General features: G+C 52.9%; 25 protein-coding genes. 8 read left to right on the forward strand and 17 right to left on the reverse strand.

The features are described 5' to 3' along the window. Positions 1 to 1,383: an FAD-binding oxidoreductase gene (locus QW772_07690; protein ID MEM0038789.1), complete on the forward strand. Its 1,383-nt coding sequence runs from the start codon at positions 1 to 3 to the stop codon at positions 1,381 to 1,383. Here the strand turns inward: QW772_07690 and lysA are convergent. The 5 genes from lysA to thiM all read right to left on the reverse strand — a co-directional run bounded on the left by lysA (position 1,375) and on the right by thiM (position 5,831). Further along, positions 1,375 to 2,637 (reverse strand): diaminopimelate decarboxylase, encoded by a 1,263-nt coding sequence (lysA, locus tag QW772_07695; protein MEM0038790.1) that lies wholly within the window; start codon positions 2,635 to 2,637, stop codon positions 1,375 to 1,377. The genes QW772_07690 and lysA overlap by 9 nt on opposite strands. A gap of 57 nt (positions 2,638 to 2,694) precedes the next feature. Then, entirely contained in the window at positions 2,695 to 3,312 is a 618-nt protein-coding gene (locus QW772_07700) for a type 1 glutamine amidotransferase domain-containing protein (GenBank protein ID MEM0038791.1), read from the reverse strand. A 73-nt stretch (positions 3,313 to 3,385) separates the two neighbouring features. Further along, on the reverse strand, positions 3,386 to 4,357 hold the full coding sequence (locus tag QW772_07705; protein MEM0038792.1) for an AIR synthase related protein: 972 nt from the start codon (positions 4,355 to 4,357) through the stop codon (positions 3,386 to 3,388). Between the two features lie 36 nt (positions 4,358 to 4,393). Next, positions 4,394 to 5,023: a thiamine phosphate synthase gene (thiE, locus tag QW772_07710; protein MEM0038793.1), complete on the reverse strand. Its 630-nt coding sequence runs from the start codon at positions 5,021 to 5,023 to the stop codon at positions 4,394 to 4,396. Further along, on the reverse strand, positions 5,013 to 5,831 hold the full coding sequence (thiM, locus tag QW772_07715) for a hydroxyethylthiazole kinase (GenBank protein ID MEM0038794.1): 819 nt from the start codon (positions 5,829 to 5,831) through the stop codon (positions 5,013 to 5,015). The genes thiE and thiM overlap by 11 nt, the downstream gene beginning before the upstream one ends. 203 nt (positions 5,832 to 6,034) lie before the next feature. Between thiM and QW772_07720 the strand changes: the two genes are divergently transcribed. Then, on the forward strand, positions 6,035 to 6,985 hold the full coding sequence (locus QW772_07720; protein ID MEM0038795.1) for an ATPase domain-containing protein: 951 nt from the start codon (positions 6,035 to 6,037) through the stop codon (positions 6,983 to 6,985). Between the two features lie 16 nt (positions 6,986 to 7,001). Then, a complete protein-coding gene (locus tag QW772_07725; protein MEM0038796.1) occupies positions 7,002 to 7,436 on the forward strand; it encodes a hypothetical protein in 435 nt (144 codons plus the stop codon). Positions 7,437 to 7,872: 436 nt separating this feature from the next. Here the strand turns inward: QW772_07725 and QW772_07730 are convergent, their stop codons facing one another. Both QW772_07730 and QW772_07735 read right to left on the reverse strand, forming a co-directional pair. Further along, entirely contained in the window at positions 7,873 to 9,141 is a 1,269-nt protein-coding gene (locus QW772_07730; GenBank protein MEM0038797.1) for a SufS family cysteine desulfurase, read from the reverse strand. After that, entirely contained in the window at positions 9,134 to 9,697 is a 564-nt protein-coding gene (locus QW772_07735; GenBank protein MEM0038798.1) for a hypothetical protein, read from the reverse strand. Before QW772_07735 ends, QW772_07730 begins: the two co-directional genes overlap by 8 nt. Before the next feature lie 85 nt (positions 9,698 to 9,782). Here QW772_07735 and hypD point away from each other — a divergent pair, with 85 nt between their 5' ends. The 4 genes from hypD (at position 9,783) to QW772_07755 (ending at position 13,476) form a co-directional block, all read left to right on the forward strand. Beyond that, positions 9,783 to 10,919, forward strand: coding sequence for a hydrogenase formation protein HypD (gene hypD, locus QW772_07740; GenBank protein MEM0038799.1), 1,137 nt, complete (start codon positions 9,783 to 9,785; stop codon positions 10,917 to 10,919). Between the two features lie 22 nt (positions 10,920 to 10,941). Next, positions 10,942 to 12,246: an MATE family efflux transporter gene (locus tag QW772_07745; protein ID MEM0038800.1), complete on the forward strand. Its 1,305-nt coding sequence runs from the start codon at positions 10,942 to 10,944 to the stop codon at positions 12,244 to 12,246. 70 nt (positions 12,247 to 12,316) lie between these two features. Further along, on the forward strand, positions 12,317 to 12,715 hold the full coding sequence (gene hypA / locus QW772_07750; GenBank protein MEM0038801.1) for a hydrogenase nickel incorporation protein HypA: 399 nt from the start codon (positions 12,317 to 12,319) through the stop codon (positions 12,713 to 12,715). Then, a complete protein-coding gene (locus QW772_07755) occupies positions 12,712 to 13,476 on the forward strand; it encodes an Mrp/NBP35 family ATP-binding protein (GenBank protein MEM0038802.1) in 765 nt (254 codons plus the stop codon). The genes hypA and QW772_07755 overlap by 4 nt, the downstream gene beginning before the upstream one ends. A gap of 130 nt (positions 13,477 to 13,606) precedes the next feature. Here QW772_07755 and QW772_07760 read toward each other — a convergent pair whose 3' ends face one another. Together QW772_07760 and QW772_07765 are read right to left on the reverse strand one after the other, a co-directional pair. Further along, complete coding sequence (locus QW772_07760) at positions 13,607 to 13,858, reverse strand: hypothetical protein (GenBank protein MEM0038803.1); 252 nt, start codon at positions 13,856 to 13,858, stop codon at positions 13,607 to 13,609. A 1-nt stretch (position 13,859) separates the two neighbouring features. Further along, positions 13,860 to 14,582 (reverse strand): ATP-binding cassette domain-containing protein, encoded by a 723-nt coding sequence (locus tag QW772_07765; GenBank protein ID MEM0038804.1) that lies wholly within the window; start codon positions 14,580 to 14,582, stop codon positions 13,860 to 13,862. Between the two features lie 251 nt (positions 14,583 to 14,833). Here QW772_07765 and QW772_07770 point away from each other — a divergent pair, with 251 nt between their 5' ends. Continuing rightward, positions 14,834 to 15,376, forward strand: a complete 543-nt coding sequence (locus QW772_07770) for a hydrogenase maturation protease (protein ID MEM0038805.1) — start codon at positions 14,834 to 14,836, stop codon at positions 15,374 to 15,376. On the opposite strand, the gene QW772_07775 is transcribed toward QW772_07770, so the two are convergent. From QW772_07775 to mnhG, 8 genes are read right to left on the reverse strand one after another with little or no spacing between them, the layout of a single operon-like run. Next, positions 15,368 to 16,372 (reverse strand): complex I subunit 1 family protein, encoded by a 1,005-nt coding sequence (locus tag QW772_07775; GenBank protein ID MEM0038806.1) that lies wholly within the window; start codon positions 16,370 to 16,372, stop codon positions 15,368 to 15,370. The two genes, QW772_07770 and QW772_07775, sit on opposite strands and share 9 nt — an antisense overlap. 6 nt (positions 16,373 to 16,378) lie before the next feature. Beyond that, positions 16,379 to 16,735, reverse strand: coding sequence for a hypothetical protein (locus tag QW772_07780; GenBank protein MEM0038807.1), 357 nt, complete (start codon positions 16,733 to 16,735; stop codon positions 16,379 to 16,381). Between the two features lie 6 nt (positions 16,736 to 16,741). Next, positions 16,742 to 18,337 (reverse strand): proton-conducting transporter membrane subunit, encoded by a 1,596-nt coding sequence (locus QW772_07785; GenBank protein MEM0038808.1) that lies wholly within the window; start codon positions 18,335 to 18,337, stop codon positions 16,742 to 16,744. Positions 18,338 to 18,348: 11 nt separating this feature from the next. Further along, positions 18,349 to 18,855, reverse strand: a complete 507-nt coding sequence (locus QW772_07790; protein ID MEM0038809.1) for a Na+/H+ antiporter subunit E — start codon at positions 18,853 to 18,855, stop codon at positions 18,349 to 18,351. A gap of 5 nt (positions 18,856 to 18,860) precedes the next feature. After that, positions 18,861 to 19,268 carry a sodium:proton antiporter gene (locus tag QW772_07795; protein ID MEM0038810.1) on the reverse strand — a complete coding sequence of 136 codons (408 nt, stop codon included), beginning with the start codon at positions 19,266 to 19,268 and terminating at the stop codon, positions 18,861 to 18,863. Beyond that, entirely contained in the window at positions 19,261 to 20,100 is an 840-nt protein-coding gene (locus tag QW772_07800) for a Na(+)/H(+) antiporter subunit B (protein ID MEM0038811.1), read from the reverse strand. The genes QW772_07795 and QW772_07800 overlap by 8 nt, the downstream gene beginning before the upstream one ends. Continuing rightward, entirely contained in the window at positions 20,097 to 20,366 is a 270-nt protein-coding gene (locus tag QW772_07805; protein ID MEM0038812.1) for a hydrogenase subunit MbhD domain-containing protein, read from the reverse strand. Before QW772_07805 ends, QW772_07800 begins: the two co-directional genes overlap by 4 nt. After that, entirely contained in the window at positions 20,363 to 20,752 is a 390-nt protein-coding gene (gene mnhG / locus QW772_07810) for a monovalent cation/H(+) antiporter subunit G (GenBank protein MEM0038813.1), read from the reverse strand. The genes QW772_07805 and mnhG overlap by 4 nt, the downstream gene beginning before the upstream one ends. Position 20,753: the final 1 nt, after the last annotated feature.

A 20,753-nucleotide genomic window follows, 5' to 3' on the forward strand; every position in this document is an offset into this window, starting at 1 on the left:
ATGACGTTCTCGAAGAGTTTGCTGGCGGAGCTTGCGGAGGTAGTTGGAAGCAGGTGGCTGGTTACTGAGAAGAGCATTTTAGAGAGGTACCTGCAGGATGAGACCGTCCCAAGCGTCCGTCCGAAGGCTTCCGAAGAGGTTGTGGTTGTTAAGCCGGGATCTACTGAAGAGGTTGCGGAGGTCCTTAAAGTGGCGAACAAGTACAAGATCCCGGTATATCCTAGGGGCGGTGGCACAGGCCTCGTAGGAGGCGCCGTGCCGACGAAGCCCGGCATGGTGCTTTCCCTTGAGAGGCTTGATAGGATAGACGTGGACGCCGAGAATATGGTGGCTGAGGCCGAAGCTGGGGTAACCTTAGGCAGGCTCCTTGAGGAGGCTGAGAAGCATGATCTAATGTTCCCTCCACACCCTGGTGATGAGGGGGCATTCGTAGGGGGCCTAGTGGCCTGCAACGCCGGCGGCTCCAGGGCTGTGAGAACCGGGATCCTCAGGAACTACGTGCTAGGACTTGAGGTAGTCCTACCCACTGGAACCATACTTAAAATCGGTGGCAAGACCTTAAAGAACAACATGGGGCTCAACCTTGCTCACTTATTCATAGGGTGTGAGGGAGTGCTCGGCGTAATAACTAAGGCATGGCTGAGGCTCTACCCGAGGTGGAGGTACACAGCAACCCTCATAACACCATTCAACGAAAGCGCCGCAGCATTCAGAACGGCTAGGAAGATATTGGCAGCTGGTGTAGTCCCCCTCGCCATGGAGTACTTCGACAGAAGGGTTATCGAGGCTTCTGCAAAACACCTCGGGGTCCCGTGGCCTGTGACTGACGGACAGTACTTTCTGATGATTATACTGGCTGAAGCGCTGGAGGACATGCTGTACGTCCAGCTCGACCACATGAATAATATCGCAAGGGAGGAGGGAGGGCTCGAATCCTTCATAGCGCAGAGGAACGACGAGCAGAAACAGCTCCTCAGGATTAGGAGTGAGATATTCCCGGCACTGAAGAATGACACACACGACATCTTAGACACGACTGTTCCAATAGGGGCTGTGGAGAGGTTTATAGACGGCATCGCACGCATTGAAAGCAAGCACGGCATCTGGCTGCCAGTCTTCGGACATGTGGGGGACGGCAACCTCCACGTCCACGTCCTCAACTACCCGAACTCTACGGTGGAGGAATTGGAGAGGGTCGTTGAGGAGGTCTACGAGACGGCGGTTGCGTTGGGTGGGACGATAACAGGCGAACATGGTGTAGGGTACGTCAGGAGGAAGTACGTTCGCAGGATACTTGGTGACACGTGGGTTGAGACCATGTCCGCCTTGAAGAGGACGCTTGACCCAAACAACATTCTCAACCCCGATAAAGTGCTACCTTAAGAAGAGGATGAGATCATCTAGGACTGAAGTCCTCAACAGGTCGTCGAAGGTCTCTCTTCTACGCGTAAGTCTAACCTCACCACCGTGCACTATTACTTCAGCAGGTCTTGGCCTCGTGTTGTAGTTAGTGCTCATTGAGTAGCCGTAGGCGCCGACATCCATTATCGCAAGTATGTCGCCCTCCTCAAGCCCCGGCAGGGATCTGTCTGAAGCTAGTACGTCCCCACTCTCACATATGTTGCCGACTATATCTGCTCTCACCTCCTTAGGATGATCAGCCTTAGATGCTGGAATGACCTCATGGTACGCCCCGTAGAGGGCTGGTCTGATGAGGTGGTTCATCCCTGAGTCAACCCCTATGAACACCTTCCTCACCCCATCTACCTCAGCCTCCTTAACTTCAATCACCCTCACAAACAACACCCCAGCGTTCCCCACTATGTATCTGCCAGGCTCCATCCTAAGCCTTACCGGACCATACTTCCGGGTGAATTCCTCCAGAAGGTTTGCTATACCGGAGCCGAGCTCCGTAAGGTTCAAAGGCTCCTCCCGGGGTCTGTAGGGCAGTCCAAAACCTCCCCCCACATCTATGAACTCCAGCTCTTTAAACCCCTTCCCTATCTCAAGCAACGTTCTAAGTGCCCGTAGATACGGCGTCGGATCGAGAAGTCCGGAGCCTATATGCATGTGCAGCCCCACAATCTTCAGGCCGTATCCCTTGGCTAGCTCTTTAGCCTTCTCAACCTGGTTTGGATATATGCCGAACTTAGTGATCCCTCCAGTGACGACGTACTCGTGATGCCCAGCACCCATTCCTGGATTGACTCTGAGGGAGACTTCAGTGCCTGGGAAGAGCCTCCCATACCTCTTCAGCTGCGGTATGGAGTCTATGTTCACTAGCACCCCTAGCTCGCCTCTGACAAGCATCATATCATCGTCCGTGACGTTGTTGCCCGTGAAGAGTATTTTCCTGATTGGAAAGCCCAACCTCACGCCGAGCAAGGCCTCCCAGGGTGAGACCGCATCGAGACCGCACCCCAGGTCCTTCAAAGTCTTGAGGATCCCTAAGTTATTGTTCGCCTTGCAGGAGTAGAGGATCTCAACATCTCGGTACGGAATTGAATCAATCAACCTCCTGTAGTTCCCAACCAACGTTTCCACGTCGTACACGTAGAGCGGTGTTCCGAAGCGGTGAGCCAACTCCTCCGCTTTAAAGCACCCTACGTATAGATAGGGGCCGTCAACTCTAATCAGGCCTAACCACCTCTATGGAACAGGCATCCGATGAGGGAATGGCATGATTACACTTCGTTAGGCTTGAACACTCAGAGCTTCTATTATCGCTTGGCAGAACTCCGGAAGGTCGTCAGGAACTCTTGACGTTATCAGGTTCCCGTCTCTGACGACCGGCACGTCCTCGTAGGTGGCTCCAGCGTTAATTATGTCATCCTTAACGGCCGACACCCCTGTCATCCTCCTGCCCTTCGCTATGCCTGCAGATATCAGCACCCAGGGGCCGTGGCATATGGCTGCCACTACCTTACCCTTCTGATGTGCCTCCCTCACTAAGCTCAGCACTTCAGGCAGCCTTCTCAGGTAGTCTGGCGAGAACCCGCCCGGGATTATGATAGCGTCGAACTCGTCAACGCTGACTTCCTTGAGCTCTCTTATCACGTGTCTCTCACCCTCTCTAAACACCAGGAAGGGCACCGGTATGCCAAACCTGCCGGTGACGGGCTTGCTTGGATCTGAAGGCCTTGGGTGGTGGCCCGCCCTCACAGGAACCACGACGACTTCAGCTCCCTCCTCACTCAAGCGGACGAAGGGGTAAAGTAACTCAATATCCTCGAATTCATTAGCAACTATAAACACGACCTTCTTACCCTTTAGCCTAGACCCAGGACCCGCCCTCCTGACGAGTGAACTCATGCTATCAACCAAATAATAAATGGTGCACGGAGTATATATTTCACTACGAACCCCGGTCGGGGAGGGATAGAGCTTACTGAGTAATGGTTACGCGGCCCGCCACATAGTCCCAGACAATGCTCGGCACCTTGACACCTCTCCACGTCACCCCACCCACCCCAGTCACGGTGCCTAAGACCCTTGGCTCTAGGTGCAGCGCCTCAAGACGCTCACATACCTCATCAACACACCATGGCCTTATAGCCATTATGGGTACGTACTCCTCGTTAGAGCCCAGTAGCATGTGGAGTGGATCCACCCCCTCGCTGTGCGCGTAAGCCAGCGCCTGCTGATGCAGGAGGTCACTCGGGGCCCCGGTCATGTAGACACCCGTTCCACTCACCTCACTTATCTGTTGCAGGGACTCAAGCAACGTGTCACTCACGTCTATGGAACCAGCGACGCACGATCTATCCTCCACCAGAAACCTTGCAAGTCTTAGGTCTGCCTCAGGTCTGCAGGAGAAGGCTCTGACCTCATCAGTAAGGGGGGTCCTACCCCGTACAAAGTCTATGAAAGCTATAGCCGATAATCCAACTCTCCTGGGTAGTAGAAGGATGTCAGCCGGCCTCACAGTTCTTGAGAGTGGCGTGTTCCTGCACTCAGCGAGAACAAATACATCCACCCAACCATCTGAACCCACGTTCGTATCCATGTTCTCAACATACCCGCCATAGAGGCGCACCGCACTCTCAACCCCTCTCACAATCTCCTCAACTCTGTCCACCTGATCCGGAGTGACTCCTATGGAGACTGCGTATAAGTAAGGACTGCAACCCTTAGCGACGACATCACTCACAGCCGCAGTAACCCCTCTAAAGCCGAAGTCCCCCAAACCACACCATGGATACAGAGCCCTCGAGACAGCGAAGCCGTCGACCTTGACCAGGATGTAGCCCCTGTCAAACCTCACGGCGCCGGCGTCATCGAACCACGTCAGGAGGGTCTTGGGATGCCTCCTCACTCCCCTGGCTAAGTTCTTGACGATCTCATCTAGTCTGCTCATAACTCAGACCACAAGCTATCTTTGTAGACAGAGATCTTAACTCTGCAACCCCTCGTCCACCGCTTTCCTCAATTCACAGGCGGCCTTCATGACATCGTCAGCCCCCATGACTGCAGAGATGACTGCAACACCTACAACGCCCGTCTTTAGAACGAGTCCTACGTTATTCCTATCGATGCCACCTATGGCAACTACAGGTATCTTGACGGCCTTAACCACTCTAGCCAACCCCTCTATACCTAAGATTCTCACACCGGTCTTGGAGGGAGTTGGGAAGACGGAGCCCGCGCCAAGGAAGTGTGCACCCTCACTCTCAGCCGCCTTAGCCTCACCAACACTGTAGACTGAAGCCCCTATTATTAGATTTGGGGCCAACTCTCTAGCTAGGCCCACCGGCATGTCCTCGGGGCCGAGCTGCACCCCATCCGCTTCTGTGGCCAGGGCGACGTCGAGCCTGTCGTCAACAAAGTACAGCACGCCGTAGTCGGTCGCTAACCTCCTGACAGCCCTGCCGACTTCGATCATCTCACGTGTTGAGGAATCCTTCAACCTGAGCTGTATGGAAGTAGCGCCGCCCTCGAGGGCCTCTCTAACAGCTTGAGGGATGTTCGGCTTCAATTTCTTGTCTGTTATAACGATTAACCTTAACGACTCCCTAAGGCCCAACCTCGATCACCTCGACCTCCTTGACTATGTCATCGCCCGTTATTTTGTAGAGCCAGTCATACAGTTTAACGTGGAAGCTGCCAGGATATGGAGCCTCCTCAGAGGCCTTGGAGGCCGCGGCCTTGAATGTTGTGAGGCCCGCCATCGTCGCTCTTAAAGGATTCTCAACCGCTAGGTAAGCCCCTATCAATGCTGCGACCACGCAACCGAGTCCCGTAACCCTGCCGATGACTCTAGAGACGTTCGTGGATCTTGCTCTGATGGCGTATGTCTTCCGTCCATCGCTCACGAAGTCCGCCGGACCCGTTACAGTAGCGACCGTGCCGAACTTCCTAGCAACCTCAATAACTAAGTACTTAGCAACACTCTCGTCGTAGACCGTCGTATCAACTCCCTTGGTCTTCCCGACCTCGCCGAGGAGCGCCGAAACCTCTCCGAAGTTCCCCTTAACAACGCTCACCTTACCGTTCTCTAGGAGCGTAAGCGCTACCCTAGTCCTGAATCTAGTGGCTCCAGCCCCAACAGGATCCAGGACAACAGGCTTACCCAACTCCCTAGCCAGCTGAACAGCCCTCAGCATCGAGTATGCCCAACCCTCGTCAAGGGTACCTATGTTCACAACTAAGGAGTCCGCCGCCCGTACTAGGTCCTCAAGCTCCTCCACAGCATGCGCCATGATCGGCGAGGCGCCTAGAGCCAGAAGAGCGTTGGCAGTCGTGTTCATGACGACGAAGTTCGTTATGTTATGGACAAGGGGTCTCTTGCCCCTAACCTCATCAAGGGATAATTGCACCCAGGAGATATCCACGCATACTCACCACAAATATCCTGAATGTATCGTAAAATAATAACGAGCCGTCCAAACTTACAGAAATTGAAGCGCGTCACAATACGAAACCCTGACCGCGGAAAGACAAAACGGTTTTAAATATTGCTCTAAGGTAAGGATAGCTTTAGTGGTGAATAGTGCTTCACTACGTGAGCCCCTATCAGCATGTCTGGGTGATATGAATGACCTATACCGACTTAAGCTCGGGTGTCTACATTCTGAAGGAGTTCTTAAGCGATCTCTTTGAGAAAGAAGGTATGGTGATGGTCGCCGGACATCCAGGCACTGGCAAGACGCTTTTAGCCTCCACCGTATGCTATGAGAAGGCCCGCAACGGACATAGGTGCCTCTACGTGAGTCTACAAGAGGATAAGGAGAAGCTGTACTTGCATCTCTCAAACGTCGGCATAGACTTCAACGAGGTTGAGAAGAAAGGATTGCTGAAACATATTAGGATCCCGGTCTTCTCAGAGGAGGAGGTGGTTCCCGATTTCATTGAAACCATATCAAGATGCATAGCTGAATTCAAGCCAAACATCCTCGTAATGGATTCAGTAACGCCTGTACTAGACGCCGTTGGGAGCGACGTGAGGGCAAGAGCGTACCTTCAGAACTTTTTCTACGAGGTCGCTAGGGTGTTTAAGGGGGTTGTCATCCTCGTGGCTGAGATACCGATAGGGGATGAGAGGGTAGGTGCTGGTGGTGTGGAGTTCGTCGCGGACGCTATACTGGTGATGAAGCAGAGAGTGGAGAAAGGGTTGCTCACTAGAAGCATGGAGGTAAGGAAAGTCCGCGGTGCGCCGCTGACGGTCGCCGAGATACCGTACTCGATCCAGCCTAAGAAGGGTTTAGTCTTTATCCCGCCTTACAGACTAGGGGAGGTGAAGGAGACCCTCAACAACTTAACCATACCATGCGATGGGTTGAGGCAGGTGTTAAGAGATCTCTGGATAACTGATCACATTTACTATGAATACCCGGCTGAGTACCGTGCACTCACACCAGCGCTCTTGATCCCTCTAATATGGATTGCCAACGAACTGAAAGTGCTGCTCATCAGCTACAGGTATCCGGAGGACGTGTTACTCAAAACTGCTCAGCACGCGCCTTGCAGAAGCCGGGGCACAGGATGAGGTAGTTCGGTGGGTGATGGAGAAGCCCGCCTTCAAATCCATTAACCCATTTATGTACAGCTTAGTTGAGCTGAATGCCCTTGAAAATTCCCTCGTAGATCAGGTTAAGCCAAGTATGGTGGTCTTTCACGGCGTTGAAGTGTTGATGAATTCAGAGCCCAACGTTGATAAATACTTTACCCTCCTATACAACCAGTCCCTGCTTATGAAGAGACTTGGCGTTAGTATGACGAGATTCTCAAGTTTCGTCAACGAGGAATACAGCAGAATAAGCACTGCAGTGGCTGATATAGTCATTAAAGTAAGGTGTGGGGAGTTGTGCGTAGATCATCAAGCATACGTATGGAGGAGGTTTGGGGAACCGATGGTGCTGAAGCCGCATCAGCTGGAGACATGCTTGAAGCAGGTACTTGAGTATCTTAACAGCAGAATTGTAAAAAGCGTTAAGTAACCGCGAGCCAGCGATTGGTTTCGTTGCGCTTGATGCTGTCTGTCTATCCTCGACTCTTGCCTACCTCAGGCAAGGTCGGGCTTTTGTCTGGCTTAGCGTTGGTCCCTCACCTCTACCGAAGCCATTGCAGGACGTCATGGAATTACCTCAGAGCACTTGAGGAATGAGCCCTTAGCTCTAGCCTTAAATACCGTTGCCCTTGAGCTCTGCATAGTACGGAGTGGGAGTAAATGTGTGTGGGACTGGACGCGGGGCTGAACCCTGCACTAGGAGGCGAGGGCGACCCCTAAACCACCTCGCAGGAACCTCACTCCTTCAAGGCGAGGAGGGGGGTCAGATACGTGTCAAGCGTGGTCGAGGGTCACGGAATGTAAAAGCTCTTCATGGACTTAAAAACGGCGGTCAAGATAGGAACTTAACTGAGGAGGACTTTAGATTAAGTTCCAGTACATACTTCCTCCACGGGTTCTTTAGCAAGTCTCTCCCTCAGCGATATTATCAACCTCAACGCCTCGATGAACGTCTCCACTTCCTCCGGTGTGTTGTAGACGTAGTAGCTCGCTCTCACGGATCCTCTGAACCCTAGGCTGTAGTGCAGTGGGTGAGCGCAATGCCCTCCAGTCCTAACGGCTATTCCGAAAAGATCTAACGCCTTCCCTACCGTGTGGTGGTGAAGGTCCTTCACGTTGAACGCTATTAAGCCTGTTCGTGCCCTAGGGTCTCTCGGTCCTAGAACTATCACATCCTCCCCTACCTCGCTGAAGCCCTTTAACGTCTTCTCCACAAGCAACACGTCATGTTGCCTTACGTTCTCCATTCCGAGCTTCGTGAGGTACCTTACTGCCTCAGCCAGTCCTATCATGCCGGCGATGTTCGGTGTCCCTGCAATATGTCTCCAAGGGAGGTCGTGCCATACCACTGAGTCGAGCGTGACGTCCTTTATCGTGTCCCCGCCAACCCTGAAAGGCTTCATGGACTCAAGGAGATCCTTCCTGCCCCACAGCACACCTATCCCCGTCGGTCCGAGCATCTTGTGCCCACTGAACGCCATGAAGTCCAGTTCAAGCTCCCTCACATTCGTTGGGACGTGCGGTACGTATTGAGCCCCATCCCCGACAACTATAGCCCCCACGGAGTGCGCCAGCCTCGCTATCCTCCTCACGTCATTTATGGTCCCAACAACGTTGCTCGCCATGGGGAACGCCACCACCCTAGTCCTCTCGCTAATCAGGCTCTCGAACTCCCTGTAGTTCAGAAGTCCGTCTTCAGTGACGCTGACATACCTCACCCTAGCTCCAACCCTCTCCGCAACAGCCCTCCAAGGGAGCATGTTGCTGTGATGCTCCATAGTCGTAACCAGTATCTCGTCTCCCGTCCTCAGGTTTTCAAGGCCCCAGCCCCACGCCACTAGGTTAAGACCGTCAGTAGTATTTGCCACATCAACAACCTCCTCCCAAGAGTAAGCGTTGATGAATTTAGCCACCACCTCGTGCGCCTCCTCGTAAGCCCTGCTGGCCTCCTGCGAGAGGGTGTGGAATCCTCTGTGAACGTTCGCGTTGTAATGAAGGTAAAACCTAGCTATAGCGGCGACAACCTGCCTCGGCTTCTGAGTAGTCGCCGCGTTATCGAAGTATATGAGGGGCTTCCCATGCACCCTACGCTTCAATATCGGGAAGTCCTCCCTAACCCTCTGGACGTCAAACATCTTTATCGCCCTCACTCTTCAGCAACTTGTTTATGAGGCTCAGTAAGGTGTCCTCCTTACTTATAGGGGGCTTCACAGGCTTCCCCTTCAGAAACTTCTCGACCCTCTCTGGGAAGGTCGGGACAACAGTCTTGAGGTCAACGTCGCTTAGAACACCCTCATACTTCTCCTTATATGCCAGCCTCCCATCAACCCAACTCGTCAATATTGTTGTGGGGGATGAGTGAACGTCAAAGTGCATGTAGGTTACGGAGGCCGGGACCGAGTTACAGTCTTTTGCGAACCAACCACACAAAATTACATAGAAGGCGAAGTCACTGCTGCCCTCCCTACACATCCCTCTAACAAATGGATACCAGTAAATGTCGTACCTCCTGCAGGCGGAGCATTTAGTGTTGCCGAAGTAAATGACTGAATATTTGTCGTGAGGAATGAAGGGGTCCAGCCCCTGAACATCCAGATATTCCCACTCATCGCTATCCGGCGCGTACCTGTAGATACCATGTCGGCTCTCGGCACCCAACTCCCTGACCCCTAGACCCACGTCAACCACCAAGATAATAAGAGCAGGGGGAGAGTTAAAATAAAATTTCGAGAGCGATGAGTTATAACTCCCTTCATCATAGTTAAGTGGTGGCTAGATGGACTTAAGGTCTAGGATAAGAGAGATATACGTAACCAACCCCAACACCTCCAAGATAGTTGAGAGTATCAAGCATTTGGCCGGACTCCTTGAAGGGGAGACCGTTAGGATAATGAGTTTCTGCGGAACTCACGAGTGGACAGTAACGAGCTACGGGTTGAGAACCATCATGCCCGAGAACGTGGAACTCATCGCCGGTCCTGGTTGCCCAGTCTGCGTGACGCCGGGCCACTACGTTGAGGGTCTGATCAAGCTATCTATGGAGGGAGTTAACATTCTCACCTACGGTGATGCATTCAAACTACCTTCACTCCGGGGGAGAGCACTCAGAAGCCTAGCAGAGGCGAAGGTGGCGGGAGGCAAGGTGACGGTGGTTTATAGCTTCCTAGACGCAGTTAAGGAGGCCTTGAGGAAACCAAGCGAGGAACACGTTTTCTTCGCTGTAGGTTTTGAGACTACTATGCCGTCTGTGGCAGAGCTCCTGCACGGCAATGCTGTGCCGCCGAACATGACAGTACTGAGTGCTTACAGACTAACGCCACCGGTAATGAGGTATTTACTGAAGAGCGTTAAGGAGGTGAAGATTGACGGGATTATAGCTCCGGGTCACGTGTCGGCCGTTATAGGGTCGAAGGCCTGGGAGTTCTTGGTTACTGAGCACGGTATACCCACGGTGGTGGCGGGATTCGAACCCGTTGATGTACTCCTAGCCGTACTGACCGTACTTAAGAGTAGGGTGGACAACAGACCGGCCCTCATCAATGAATACGGGAGAGTCGTCAAGCCTGACGGGAATTTGAGGGCAAAGAGACTGATCAGTGAGGTATTCGACATTGTCGACTCATACTGGAGAGGGATCGGTGTGATTGAGTTAAGCGGCGCTGTCTTGAGAAGGTACTTCGAGTGTAGAGATGCTTCAGCTAGGTACGGCATTAGGGAATCACCAGATTTCAGCGATGTCTTGCTTGGTTGCAGGTGTGGTGAGGTGACCCTCGGTAAGGTTAGGCCCACTGAATGCCCCCTTTTCATGAAGACCTGCACCCCAGAAAACCCATATGGACCGTGCATGGTGAGCTCTGAGGGCACTTGCAGGATATGGGCTGAGAACCTCCCTGCAGTGCTTGAGGGTCTGTAAAGTCCTTCATGGTGGTCGGCGAATGAGGGCGAGAGGGGAGGTCAGTAGGATAGCCCTACCAATCCTGCTGGCGATGATCCCTGACTCGATAATAAGTCTCGTGAGCATGACCACCGCATCCAGAGTTGGTACTGAGGCCGTGGCGGGCACAGGTCTCGCTTCCTACCTCTTCTTCATAATGAACGCCGTGGCTTCGATATTTATGGTCGGGCTGTTGGTCGTCGCTTCCCAGGCCTACGGAGGCGGTAACATGAAGCTCGTTGAGAGGGCTTTAGGGGAGTCCATCACCGCCTCCCTCACGCTCGCTCTTGCTGTCATGCTTTCATCATCAGTCTGGCTTACCCCCTACGTGGAGGTCCTCTCAGGCGGTCAGGCTGAGGTTGGTGGAGTAGCTCTAACTTACTTAAACCTCAGAATGTTGTCCCTACCCGCTCTAATGCTGAACACAGTCATCGCCACTGCCTACAGAGCTGTGGAGAAGCCATGGCCCTCAACCTACTCCTCCCTCAGTGTTGGAGTGGCTGGATCTCTGCTGATACCATCGTTGACGCTGGGGCTTGCTGGGTTGCCGGCTCTGGGAGTCTCCGGGATGGGTTTAGCGTCAGCGACCTCACAGTACGTGGGGCTGGGGGTCTACCTCTTCTTCAGGTTACCGGTGAGAATAAGGCCTTACATCCCTTCGAGAACCCTCCTCAAGGTGTTGGCCATTGGGATCCCAGCGTCCGTTGAGAGGGTCGTGGGCAGTGTAGGTCAGAACATATACATCAACGCGGTGGCGAGGTCTGGGGTGGAGGCCCTCGCTGCCCACAACATAGGATTGAGTGTGGAAAACCTTGTAATCAATCCAGTGTTTGCGGTCGGAGTTGCTGCGTCCGCTAAGGTCGGTCATAGAGTTGGGTCTAACAGCATCAAGGACCTGGACTATCTGACTAGAGAGTCCCTCAGAATAGGTATATCCTGGATGTCCATAGCGACTGCAGTCCTCGTGATACTCTCACCGTTTGTAGGAAGCTTCTTCACGAGCGAGCCGGAGGTCTCCAGACTCGTCACAGTCTACCTGGTCCTAGCAGCGATCTCTGAGGTCGGCCTAGGGGCTTCACAGGCTCTCTACGGGGTGTTCAGAGGGCTCGGAAGCACCTGGGTTCCTCTCATGATAAGTTCCTTTACAGTACTCATACTCAGGGCGTTTCTAGCTCAAGCACTCCAGCCCCTTCACGGCATATACGGTGTGTGGTTCACCCAGATAACTGACATGTACGGCAGACTCGCGATATCCTATATTACGTACTCGAGGCTGAGGACTAGACTGGTTATCAAGGTCGTGTAAAGTCTGATGACGTTAAAGGGGCTCCCACACCTTAATTAGGGGGTCTCTTTACATACTCTTAGGGGTTAGGATGGTTCACGAGTGGGCTCTGGCTGAGGGCGTTTGCAGGTACGTTACCAACGTGGCGGGAGGAAGGAGGTTAAAGAAGGTCAAGATCGCTTTAGGGGAGCTTCAGTCTGTGGATGAGGAGGTGCTTAAATTCGCGTTGACAGAGCTTCTTAAGGCGCAGGGTTTCGAGATTGGAGAGGGTCTGATTGAGCTTGTGGTGAAGCACGCGGTCATGCAGTGCAGGAGGTGCGGGCACTTATGGAGTCTCGGGGAAGCAGGCCTGTCTGAGGAGGAGAGAGAGGCGGTTCACTTCATCCCTGAGGTGATCCGTGCCTACACCTCATGTCCGAAATGTAACTCCAGAGACTTTGAAGTGGTTGAGGGCAGGGGTGTCGAGATCCTAGAGGTGTCGCTGGAGTGACTCGATGGAGAGCGTTGTTTCATGACCCCCGTAGATTAGTCATCGAGGACAGGCTCAAGGGGGTAGAGAGGGTTGTGCCGGTCATGAGCCCTAAGGGAGGGGTGGGGAAGACCGTAGTATCAGTGCTCATAGCACTGGCTCTGGTTGACGAGGGTCTGAAGGTTGGAGTGCTTGACCTCGACGTAACTAATCCCTCCATCCATCTTGCTTTAGGTGTTGACACACAACTCAGGCCTTCGGAGGAGAGGGGGGTAATCCCCCCTGACGTGAAGGGGGTCAAGGTGATGACTGTCGCCTACTACTCCAGTGGAAACCCTCTCCCGTTAAGGGGGGCTGAGCTCGTGGACGTCGTGAGGGAGGTGCTGGCAATCACAGTTTGGGGGGTGCTTGACTACCTTATAGTGGACACACCGCCTGGCATGAGCGACGTCTTCATGGAGGTTCTCAACAACGTCAGGGGGGCTGAACCCCTCGTAGTCACCACGCCTAGCGTTCTTTCACTGAACCCCGTCAAGTCTCTGTTAAAGATCCTAGGAGAGGTGGGAACCCCCATCCTAGGAGTGGTTGAGAACATGAGCGATCGATCCTCCGAGCACGTTGTCAGTCTATGCAGGGAACACGGTGTAAGATACCTGGGGAACATCCCCCTCGACCCTCTCCTGAACGTAAGCTTAGGAGATGTATACAAGATCAGGGAAACGCAGGCGTATGGGAGAGTTAAGGAGCTACTCCGTACACAAAGACTACCACATTATGCATAATTCCTAAACCCAGCGGTACAAGACTCTCAACCAGACAACTTACAGTAAGTTTCGGGCGTTACCCTCGTCGTCCTTCTAGATTATCTTTCATCCATAACTTCACCCCCCACCTCTAAAAGAGTTAAGATCTTCAGCTGTAATACCTTCTATGGAGGAGTATTCCAGCAAGTAATATGATTACGCTTGACGCTCCAACCGCAAGGAGGTCTAGCAACACTGTAGGGCTTGTTGGGGGTTGCGTCGCTCCGGCCCCACCGAAGGATATGCCGAAAGCCGTAACGAACACTATCGGAAACATTATTATCATGAAAACCACTGCCGGCTCCCTGAACATCTTCTTGACCTCCTTCCCAGCCAGGGCCTTAACTCGCTGAAGCCTCACCTTAAATCTCCTCCCTTATCCTCCTTCCCGTCAACGCTATGAAGACCTCCTCAAGATTCCTCACGCCATGTTCGCTTATGAGTTCTCCCGGAGTGTTCAATGCAATAATCTTCCCGTAATCAATCACCCCCACGCGATCACAAAGTTCTTCAGCCTCCTCCATGTAGTGAGTCGTTAGAAGCACTGTCTTCCCGGCATTCCTTAACTCCATCACTAGGTTCCACACTGCGCGGCGGGACTGGGGATTCATACCAACTGTGGGTTCGTCCAAAAACACCACCTCCGGATCATGCATTAAAGCGAGGATCAGGCTCAACCTCCTTCTCATACCACCGCTATACTTAGCGACCTTCCTCCCGATGTCGTGCTCGAGACCCATTTCATTGACAAGCCCTCCGCCTCTAGCCCTAACGACCTCCTTATTGAGTATGTAAAGATTGCCGAAGAGTTCAATGTTTTCCCAGCCTCTCAGGTAATTATAGACTGCGGTCTCCTGCGGACATACTCCTATCAGTCCCTTAATTCTGGGAGCATCAACGCTCGCGTCATACCCAAGCACTACAGCCCGCCCGCTCGTAGGTCTTATGCGTCCTATAAGGATTTTCACGAGTGTGGTCTTACCGGCACCATCCGGTCCTAGGATCCCGAAGACCTCCTTCTTAAAGACCTCAAATGTGACCCCATCTAATGCCCTGACGTTTTCTGTTTTTATCGTCACACTCATTACGAAACACGTTCGCAATCTTATGAATTTCTAGCTTATAAAGTTAATAAGCATAAAAGAAAACCAGGTTCTATATAGTAATAATTGAAATATTAAACATATTGTTAATGCCTATTCAAACTATGAATGTAGTTATCAAACAAGTTCACTGGGTAAGTACCTTTGTTGTCACTCCCCGATCATTTACTATCGCGTAGTTAATGTGGTGTAAGGTTTATGAGGTTATGGAGCAATACTTAAACTTGGGTGGTGTGTTGCACAGCGCTTCTGGAGCTCCTCTTAAGGGCCTGGTATGCAGTGATTACTTCTTTCTCTGCATAGGGACTGAGTTGAGGAGGGATGATGCTGCCGGTCTACGTTTCTGCGACATTCTTGAGTCAGGCGGGTTCCCTAAGGAAAGGCTCGTAAAGTGTGAGTTCGGTCTTGAGAATTGCGCGTCAGTTGTTGAGGAGGCGCTGGTCAGGAAGGCGGTCTTAGTCGATGCCATGATATCTCTCAAGGGGGAGGACGAGAACGTTGACTACATACTTACGGACTTGAAGTCAGTCGACGATGAGAGAATGTTCCTAGTCACAACGCACTCTATCCCCGTTAAGTTCGTAGTAGAGGTGCTGAGGAGTGAAGGATTACTGAGGGATGTTCTTGTCCTGGGCATTGTAGCGAGGGATCTTAGTCTGGGTGAGGGGCTGAGTGAGAGGGTTCAGGAGGTGGTGGAGGGCCTCGCTAGGATGGTTCTTGATCTGTGGAGGGAATGTTCTGAGGCAGGCCGTGATGCCGAGAGCGGGTCACGCTAACATTAACTGATTCAAGACTGTCGAAATGACTATGGCTAGCACTGCTGGGAGCAACGCATACCTGACTAGAGTCTTCACTCCCTGCTCCACTCTGAACCTCCCGAAGGATGACTTGATCAGCGTTATGATGGTGAGGACTGCGAGGTACTTGATCACGACCGCAACGATTCCTGCGACTGGATTCCCGATGAAGGGGTGTGGTCCTCCAAGGAGGAGGTACGTAACCACTAGAGATAATGCGTAAAGGTCGGCGTCGTGGAGGAAGTTGAATATTGCGAGGAGCGGGCCGCTGAACTCTGTTGCAACGCCTGCTATCAGCTCCTGCTCGGCCTCAGGTATGTTGAACGGCGGTAGCATGAGCTTTGACTGGAGAGCTATTAGGGCAGCCACCGTAGCCAGGAACATCGGGACCGCTGTCAGCGGGTTAGTCCATAACCCCCATGCTGCATCCACCGCAGCCTTGACCGAGAAGGCGGGCTCTGCCACCCGGTGAGAGAGATAGGCAGGCGTCAGGACAGCGGTGAAGAAGGCGGGTTCAGCAACTGCAAGTATGGTTGTGAGTCTTGAGACCCCCTTGACTGCGAAGGGATTCAGCAACGACGTAGCCATCACGAGTTCTGAGATCGCAACCCACACGCCCAAAAGGTAGACCAGGAGTATCACGTCGAATTTAGCTGCTATGCTGAGCGGGGCTATAGGTAGTAGGAGGAGTGAGGCCACCACCGCTCCCAACCCCAGGCAACCGAAGGCACGGGCTACTGAGATGCTACCATACTTATAGTTAGGCTCTGTCTTAACTAGTAGGAGTTTAATGAAGTCCGCGAAGGGCTGCAGGACTCCGATAGGGCCCACATAGGAGGGCCCCATCCTCCTCTGAGATCTGGCGAACAGTTTTCTGACCCACCACTCACTAAACATGGACATAACCCACAGCCCCAGGAGACCGGGGAACAGCAGGACCTCCACCAGAAGCACTAAAATAGTTGTCACATCCACCGCTCATCACCTCATGCTAATGAAGTATATGAGTGCCATCAGTGAGAGCGCACCGATATACGTAATCATGTAGACACTCCACTCATTCATCACTCCACTATGCATCCTGTCTCTCAGATAATTGTAGAGTCTGCGTCCAGCGCCCCACACGAGCCCCCAGAAGAGGTTACGAACCGGTACGTCGAGAGATCTGACCACGGTCTTCGGCTCACCTCCTATGTAGGCCTCGCCGTACTCCTCACTGCTCGGCCTGTCCCTCCTGGATAAAGTTGCGTAGGCCAGGTACATCGTGGCCGCGGTCAACACCAAAGCACTGCTTAGTAGGAGCGTGGCTGACGCGGGATCCAGTATGAGAACTTCCATTCCTACTCACCCACCCCAGAATAAATAGTATCCCTGAATCCAGTAGTTGTAGATGCCCTGCAGGGAAGTAGCCCCGTTGACTACCGTCTGAAGCCAGTCAATCAGAACTCCTGAGAGGAGTCCAGTGGCTATGCACGCGGCTGCAAGTGTCAGGAGGACAGCAATCGGTATTAGGCCAACCTTGGGAAGGTCCTGAACTTTAGACGTCTTGAAGAGTACAGCGTAAAGTAGCCTTACGTAACCTAGTAGCGAGACTGCCGAGATAGCGTTGATGAGGACCGCTATGTAGGGCATCCCAGCCTCCATGAAAGATGAGTAGAGGAGATACTTACTGAAGAAGCCGCCGAAGGGTGGAACCCCAAGTAACTGCAATACCCCTACCATCAGGACGAATGCCAGCAACGGATTCCTCCTCACAAGACCTCCGAGTTCATCAAGCCTCCTGCTGCCCCCAGCCATGAATATGACAACGCCGGAGGCGAGGAAGAGGAGGGACTTACCTAAACTGTGATTTATGAGGTGATAGAGGGCACCTGAAAGCCCGTCAATGTAGGCCGGTGTGCCGGGAGCGGCTACAGTGGTCATCCCTATTGAGAGTCCTGCGAGCACTAACCCTAGGTGGCTGACGGTTGAGTAGGCTAGCAGTCTCTTTATATCGTCTTGGACCGCCATCATAAATGCCCCTACAAACCCCGATGCGATCCCCAAGACTAGGGTGGTCAGTAACATCATGTCCCTCAAGCCCACTACCGCCGAGTAAGGGTTAAATATAGTGTACATGAATCTGAAGACCGCATAGACCCCCACGTTAACCACAAGTCCTGAGAGAGCTGCCGAGACTGGTGTGGGAGCTTCCGGGTGCGCATCAGGCAACCAGAAGTGGTTGGGGAATATCGCTGACTTAAATGTGAAGGTCCAGAGTGAGAGTGCTAGAGCCACTGCGGTGGCGGCATAGACCTGGCCATAATATGGTCCTGAAGCTGTGTTGTAGCCGAACGTCACTTTATTAATGAGATCCGCCATGTTGAGTGTTCCGAAAGACGCGTAGATGAATACAAGTCCTATAAAGTAGAGGGTGGTTGCTACAGCACCGAAGAGTCCGTACTTGATGGCCGCCTCAACGGCCTCGGGCTTGCTCCTGTAGAACCCTACTAACGCGTACGCACTTATAGACATGACCTCGAGCATTACGAACAGGTTGAACGCGTCGCCAGTGTATATGCACCCCAGCATCCCCACCTCCAGACCTAGGAGTAATGTGTAATAGTAGGGTGCGGCCTTAAGGTCTCTGACGTACCAGGCACTGTAGACAGTTATCAAGAACATCACCGAGGTGGTGAGAAGTGCCAGGAGTGCGTTCACGTAATCGACCTCATAGCTTATCCCCATCGGAGGCCACCAGCCGCCGAACGGATACGCCTTAACACCTCCCTCAAGGACTAGGTGGAAATTGTATGTAGCAGTGATCAACGCGTAAAGCGACGCAAGCGACGCGTAGATGTGGAAGAATCTGACGTTCTTAACTAACATTCCTAGGAGTGGAAGTACGAATGCAAGCCCTATGAGGGACGGAACCAGCATACCCACGCTCAGGACGTTCACCCACCATCACCTCAGTCGAATATCACCCGAGCGAACCTCTCAAAAACCTCCGAGACCTGTCTCCTTGCTTCGCCCGGTTCTGTCGTAGTGGTGTCTATCCAGTGTACATAGAACACCTTCTTACTCCGGTCAACCTCCACAACGACAGTGCCAGGGGTGTTTGTTATCGAGTTAGCTATGGTGAGCATGGAATAGTCGCTAGCTACATCGTAGGGGATCTTGACGATGCCGGGGTTTATGGGCATCCTCGGGTGGAGTATTCGCTTCATCACATCCACGTGAGCCTTCACCTCATCCACGAAGAAGTACCTGAATGCGTACGTAATAAGCCATGCAAGCCTCTGTGGCTGAAGCAGTTTGCGGGGATCCTTCACAGTCAAGTTGGCGGTTATCACAGACGTAACTAGAGCTACTACCACCCCAGTAGTTACGTCATACAGCGACGTGGAACCCGAGAAGATCACGTAGACCACGAAGACCGGGAAGAAGACCCCAACCACCTTACCTACGTAATCCATCGAACTCACCCCTTAAGCCTCGCCACCTTCCTCATGTCGGTGGTTCCGTAGAGTCTGTAGATCTGTAGGGTTAGGAATACTAGGAATAACGTGACCGCAAGGCCTATGACTATAGCCGTCAACACCAGAGCTTGAGGGAGAGGGTCTACAGCCACGTCCAGAAACCTCAGGAGCTCGCTCGGCGTGGGCTCACTCACAGTGACGACGGGGGGTACGGGCGGCTTATCCGGCGACGGCCATCCTCTGTAGCCTACAGCTATCGCTAGCACGTTCGCGCTGTCGGAGAATATGGTCAGGGCTATCACCTTCTTGATCAGGCTAGGTCTGACGAAGACCCCGTAGAGCGATAGTCCTGTGTTTATTATTATGCTGAAGAGAAATACGTTGAAGAGGAATGTATTCAAGTCACTCATACTCCTCACCACCCAATACACTCCTAGCAATCTCTTCAGGTATTGAGAGTAGTATGAAGACCAGGGTAAAGCCCCCGGCCACCGCCAGATACTCGAAGAGGTTAAATAGGAAGAGAGTTCCACTTAAAAGTGTGTTGAAGACGTAGGCAGGCACCCCGACTGGTGCGTCAAACTTCGGTTGATTCTGAAAGACGTAAGCGTTGACGCCGAGAACTAGGCCAGCGATCACAGCCAGAAACGCTGTGACGTATATTCCCAGCAACCCAACAGTCCTCAAAACCAGCATGGGCTTCTCCGATATGCCTCTCTTCACGAGGAAGTAGACGGAGAAGATCACTAAGAGTAGCAGGGGCGCCACAGCCGCTGCAGAACCTCCCTGGAAGCCTCCGCCGGGCGTCAGGTGGCCGTGGAGCGCTATAGAAGCACTGACCGCTATTATGAGCGGGGTCAGCGGTCTGGACGCCGTCTTGACTATCGGGCTCAGCCCGTTGCCCTCTACCTCAACGGTAGCTGTGTTATTCTCAACGACGCTCTTGAGGGAGATCCCCCTCATCAGGGCGAGGGCGCCCACTATTGCAAGGAAGAACACCGCTGTTTCGAACAACGTGTCAAGCCCTCTATAGTCCCAGACTATTGCAGTGACTGCCTCAGGGCTCATAGCACTAAACTCCGGGAACTGTGGGTTGAGCGTCGTGTAGAGGTACCAGGACGCCAGCATCCTGACGCCGGGAAGTGGGAAGTAGTACCCAAGAGCGCCTGAGGTAAATGCAAGCGAGAGCGTGAGGATCAGAATCGAGAGACTGAGTAGTGGGAGTATCTTCCTAATCCTCATTTCTCATCACCCTCCATCCTCTCCGTCTTCTTTATTAGGAAAAGAATGACAGCCGGGTACAGCCCAACCGCAACCGGGATGTAGACAAGCGATATGTCTGGTGCCATGAGTAGGTAGAAGAGTAGAGTATATGCCGTGCTTTGCAACGCTGAATAGACAACCGCCTTAACCAGGTCTTTCTCCAAGACAGCCAGATAGGTCGCGATCATGGAGATTACGCCCGTTACAGCCATAAAGAGGTAGGTCAGGGTGCTCAGCTCTATCACTTCTCCTCATCCTCCTTGAGTTTCTCGCCCAAGGCGTCGTGAATTATTGGTTGGGGTACAGCAGCCCTCGACTTATAGGCTGCTCTGGCGAGGGCGTGGGACCCTACAGGACCTAAGAGCAGTATGAGGGATGCCGTTACGGCAGAACCCCCAGCCACAAACCACCTATACTGACCTAAGTCAGTATAGCCGGCAGCGAAGAGAGCGACGCCGACGAGAGGGACGAAAGCCCCCCATATAGTCCCGACGGTCGCCGCGTGGAGTCTGACGAAGAAGTTAGGAAATCTAAGCAATCCTACGGAGGCTATTAAGTCAGCAACAGCTCCCACTACGATCATCACGGTCCCAAACATCATGAGGACCTGATTAAGGATGTCCTCGACCATG

The sequence above is a fragment of the Zestosphaera sp. genome, from assembly GCA_038727705.1.
Lineage (GTDB): Archaea > Thermoproteota > Thermoprotei_A > Sulfolobales > NBVN01 > Zestomicrobium.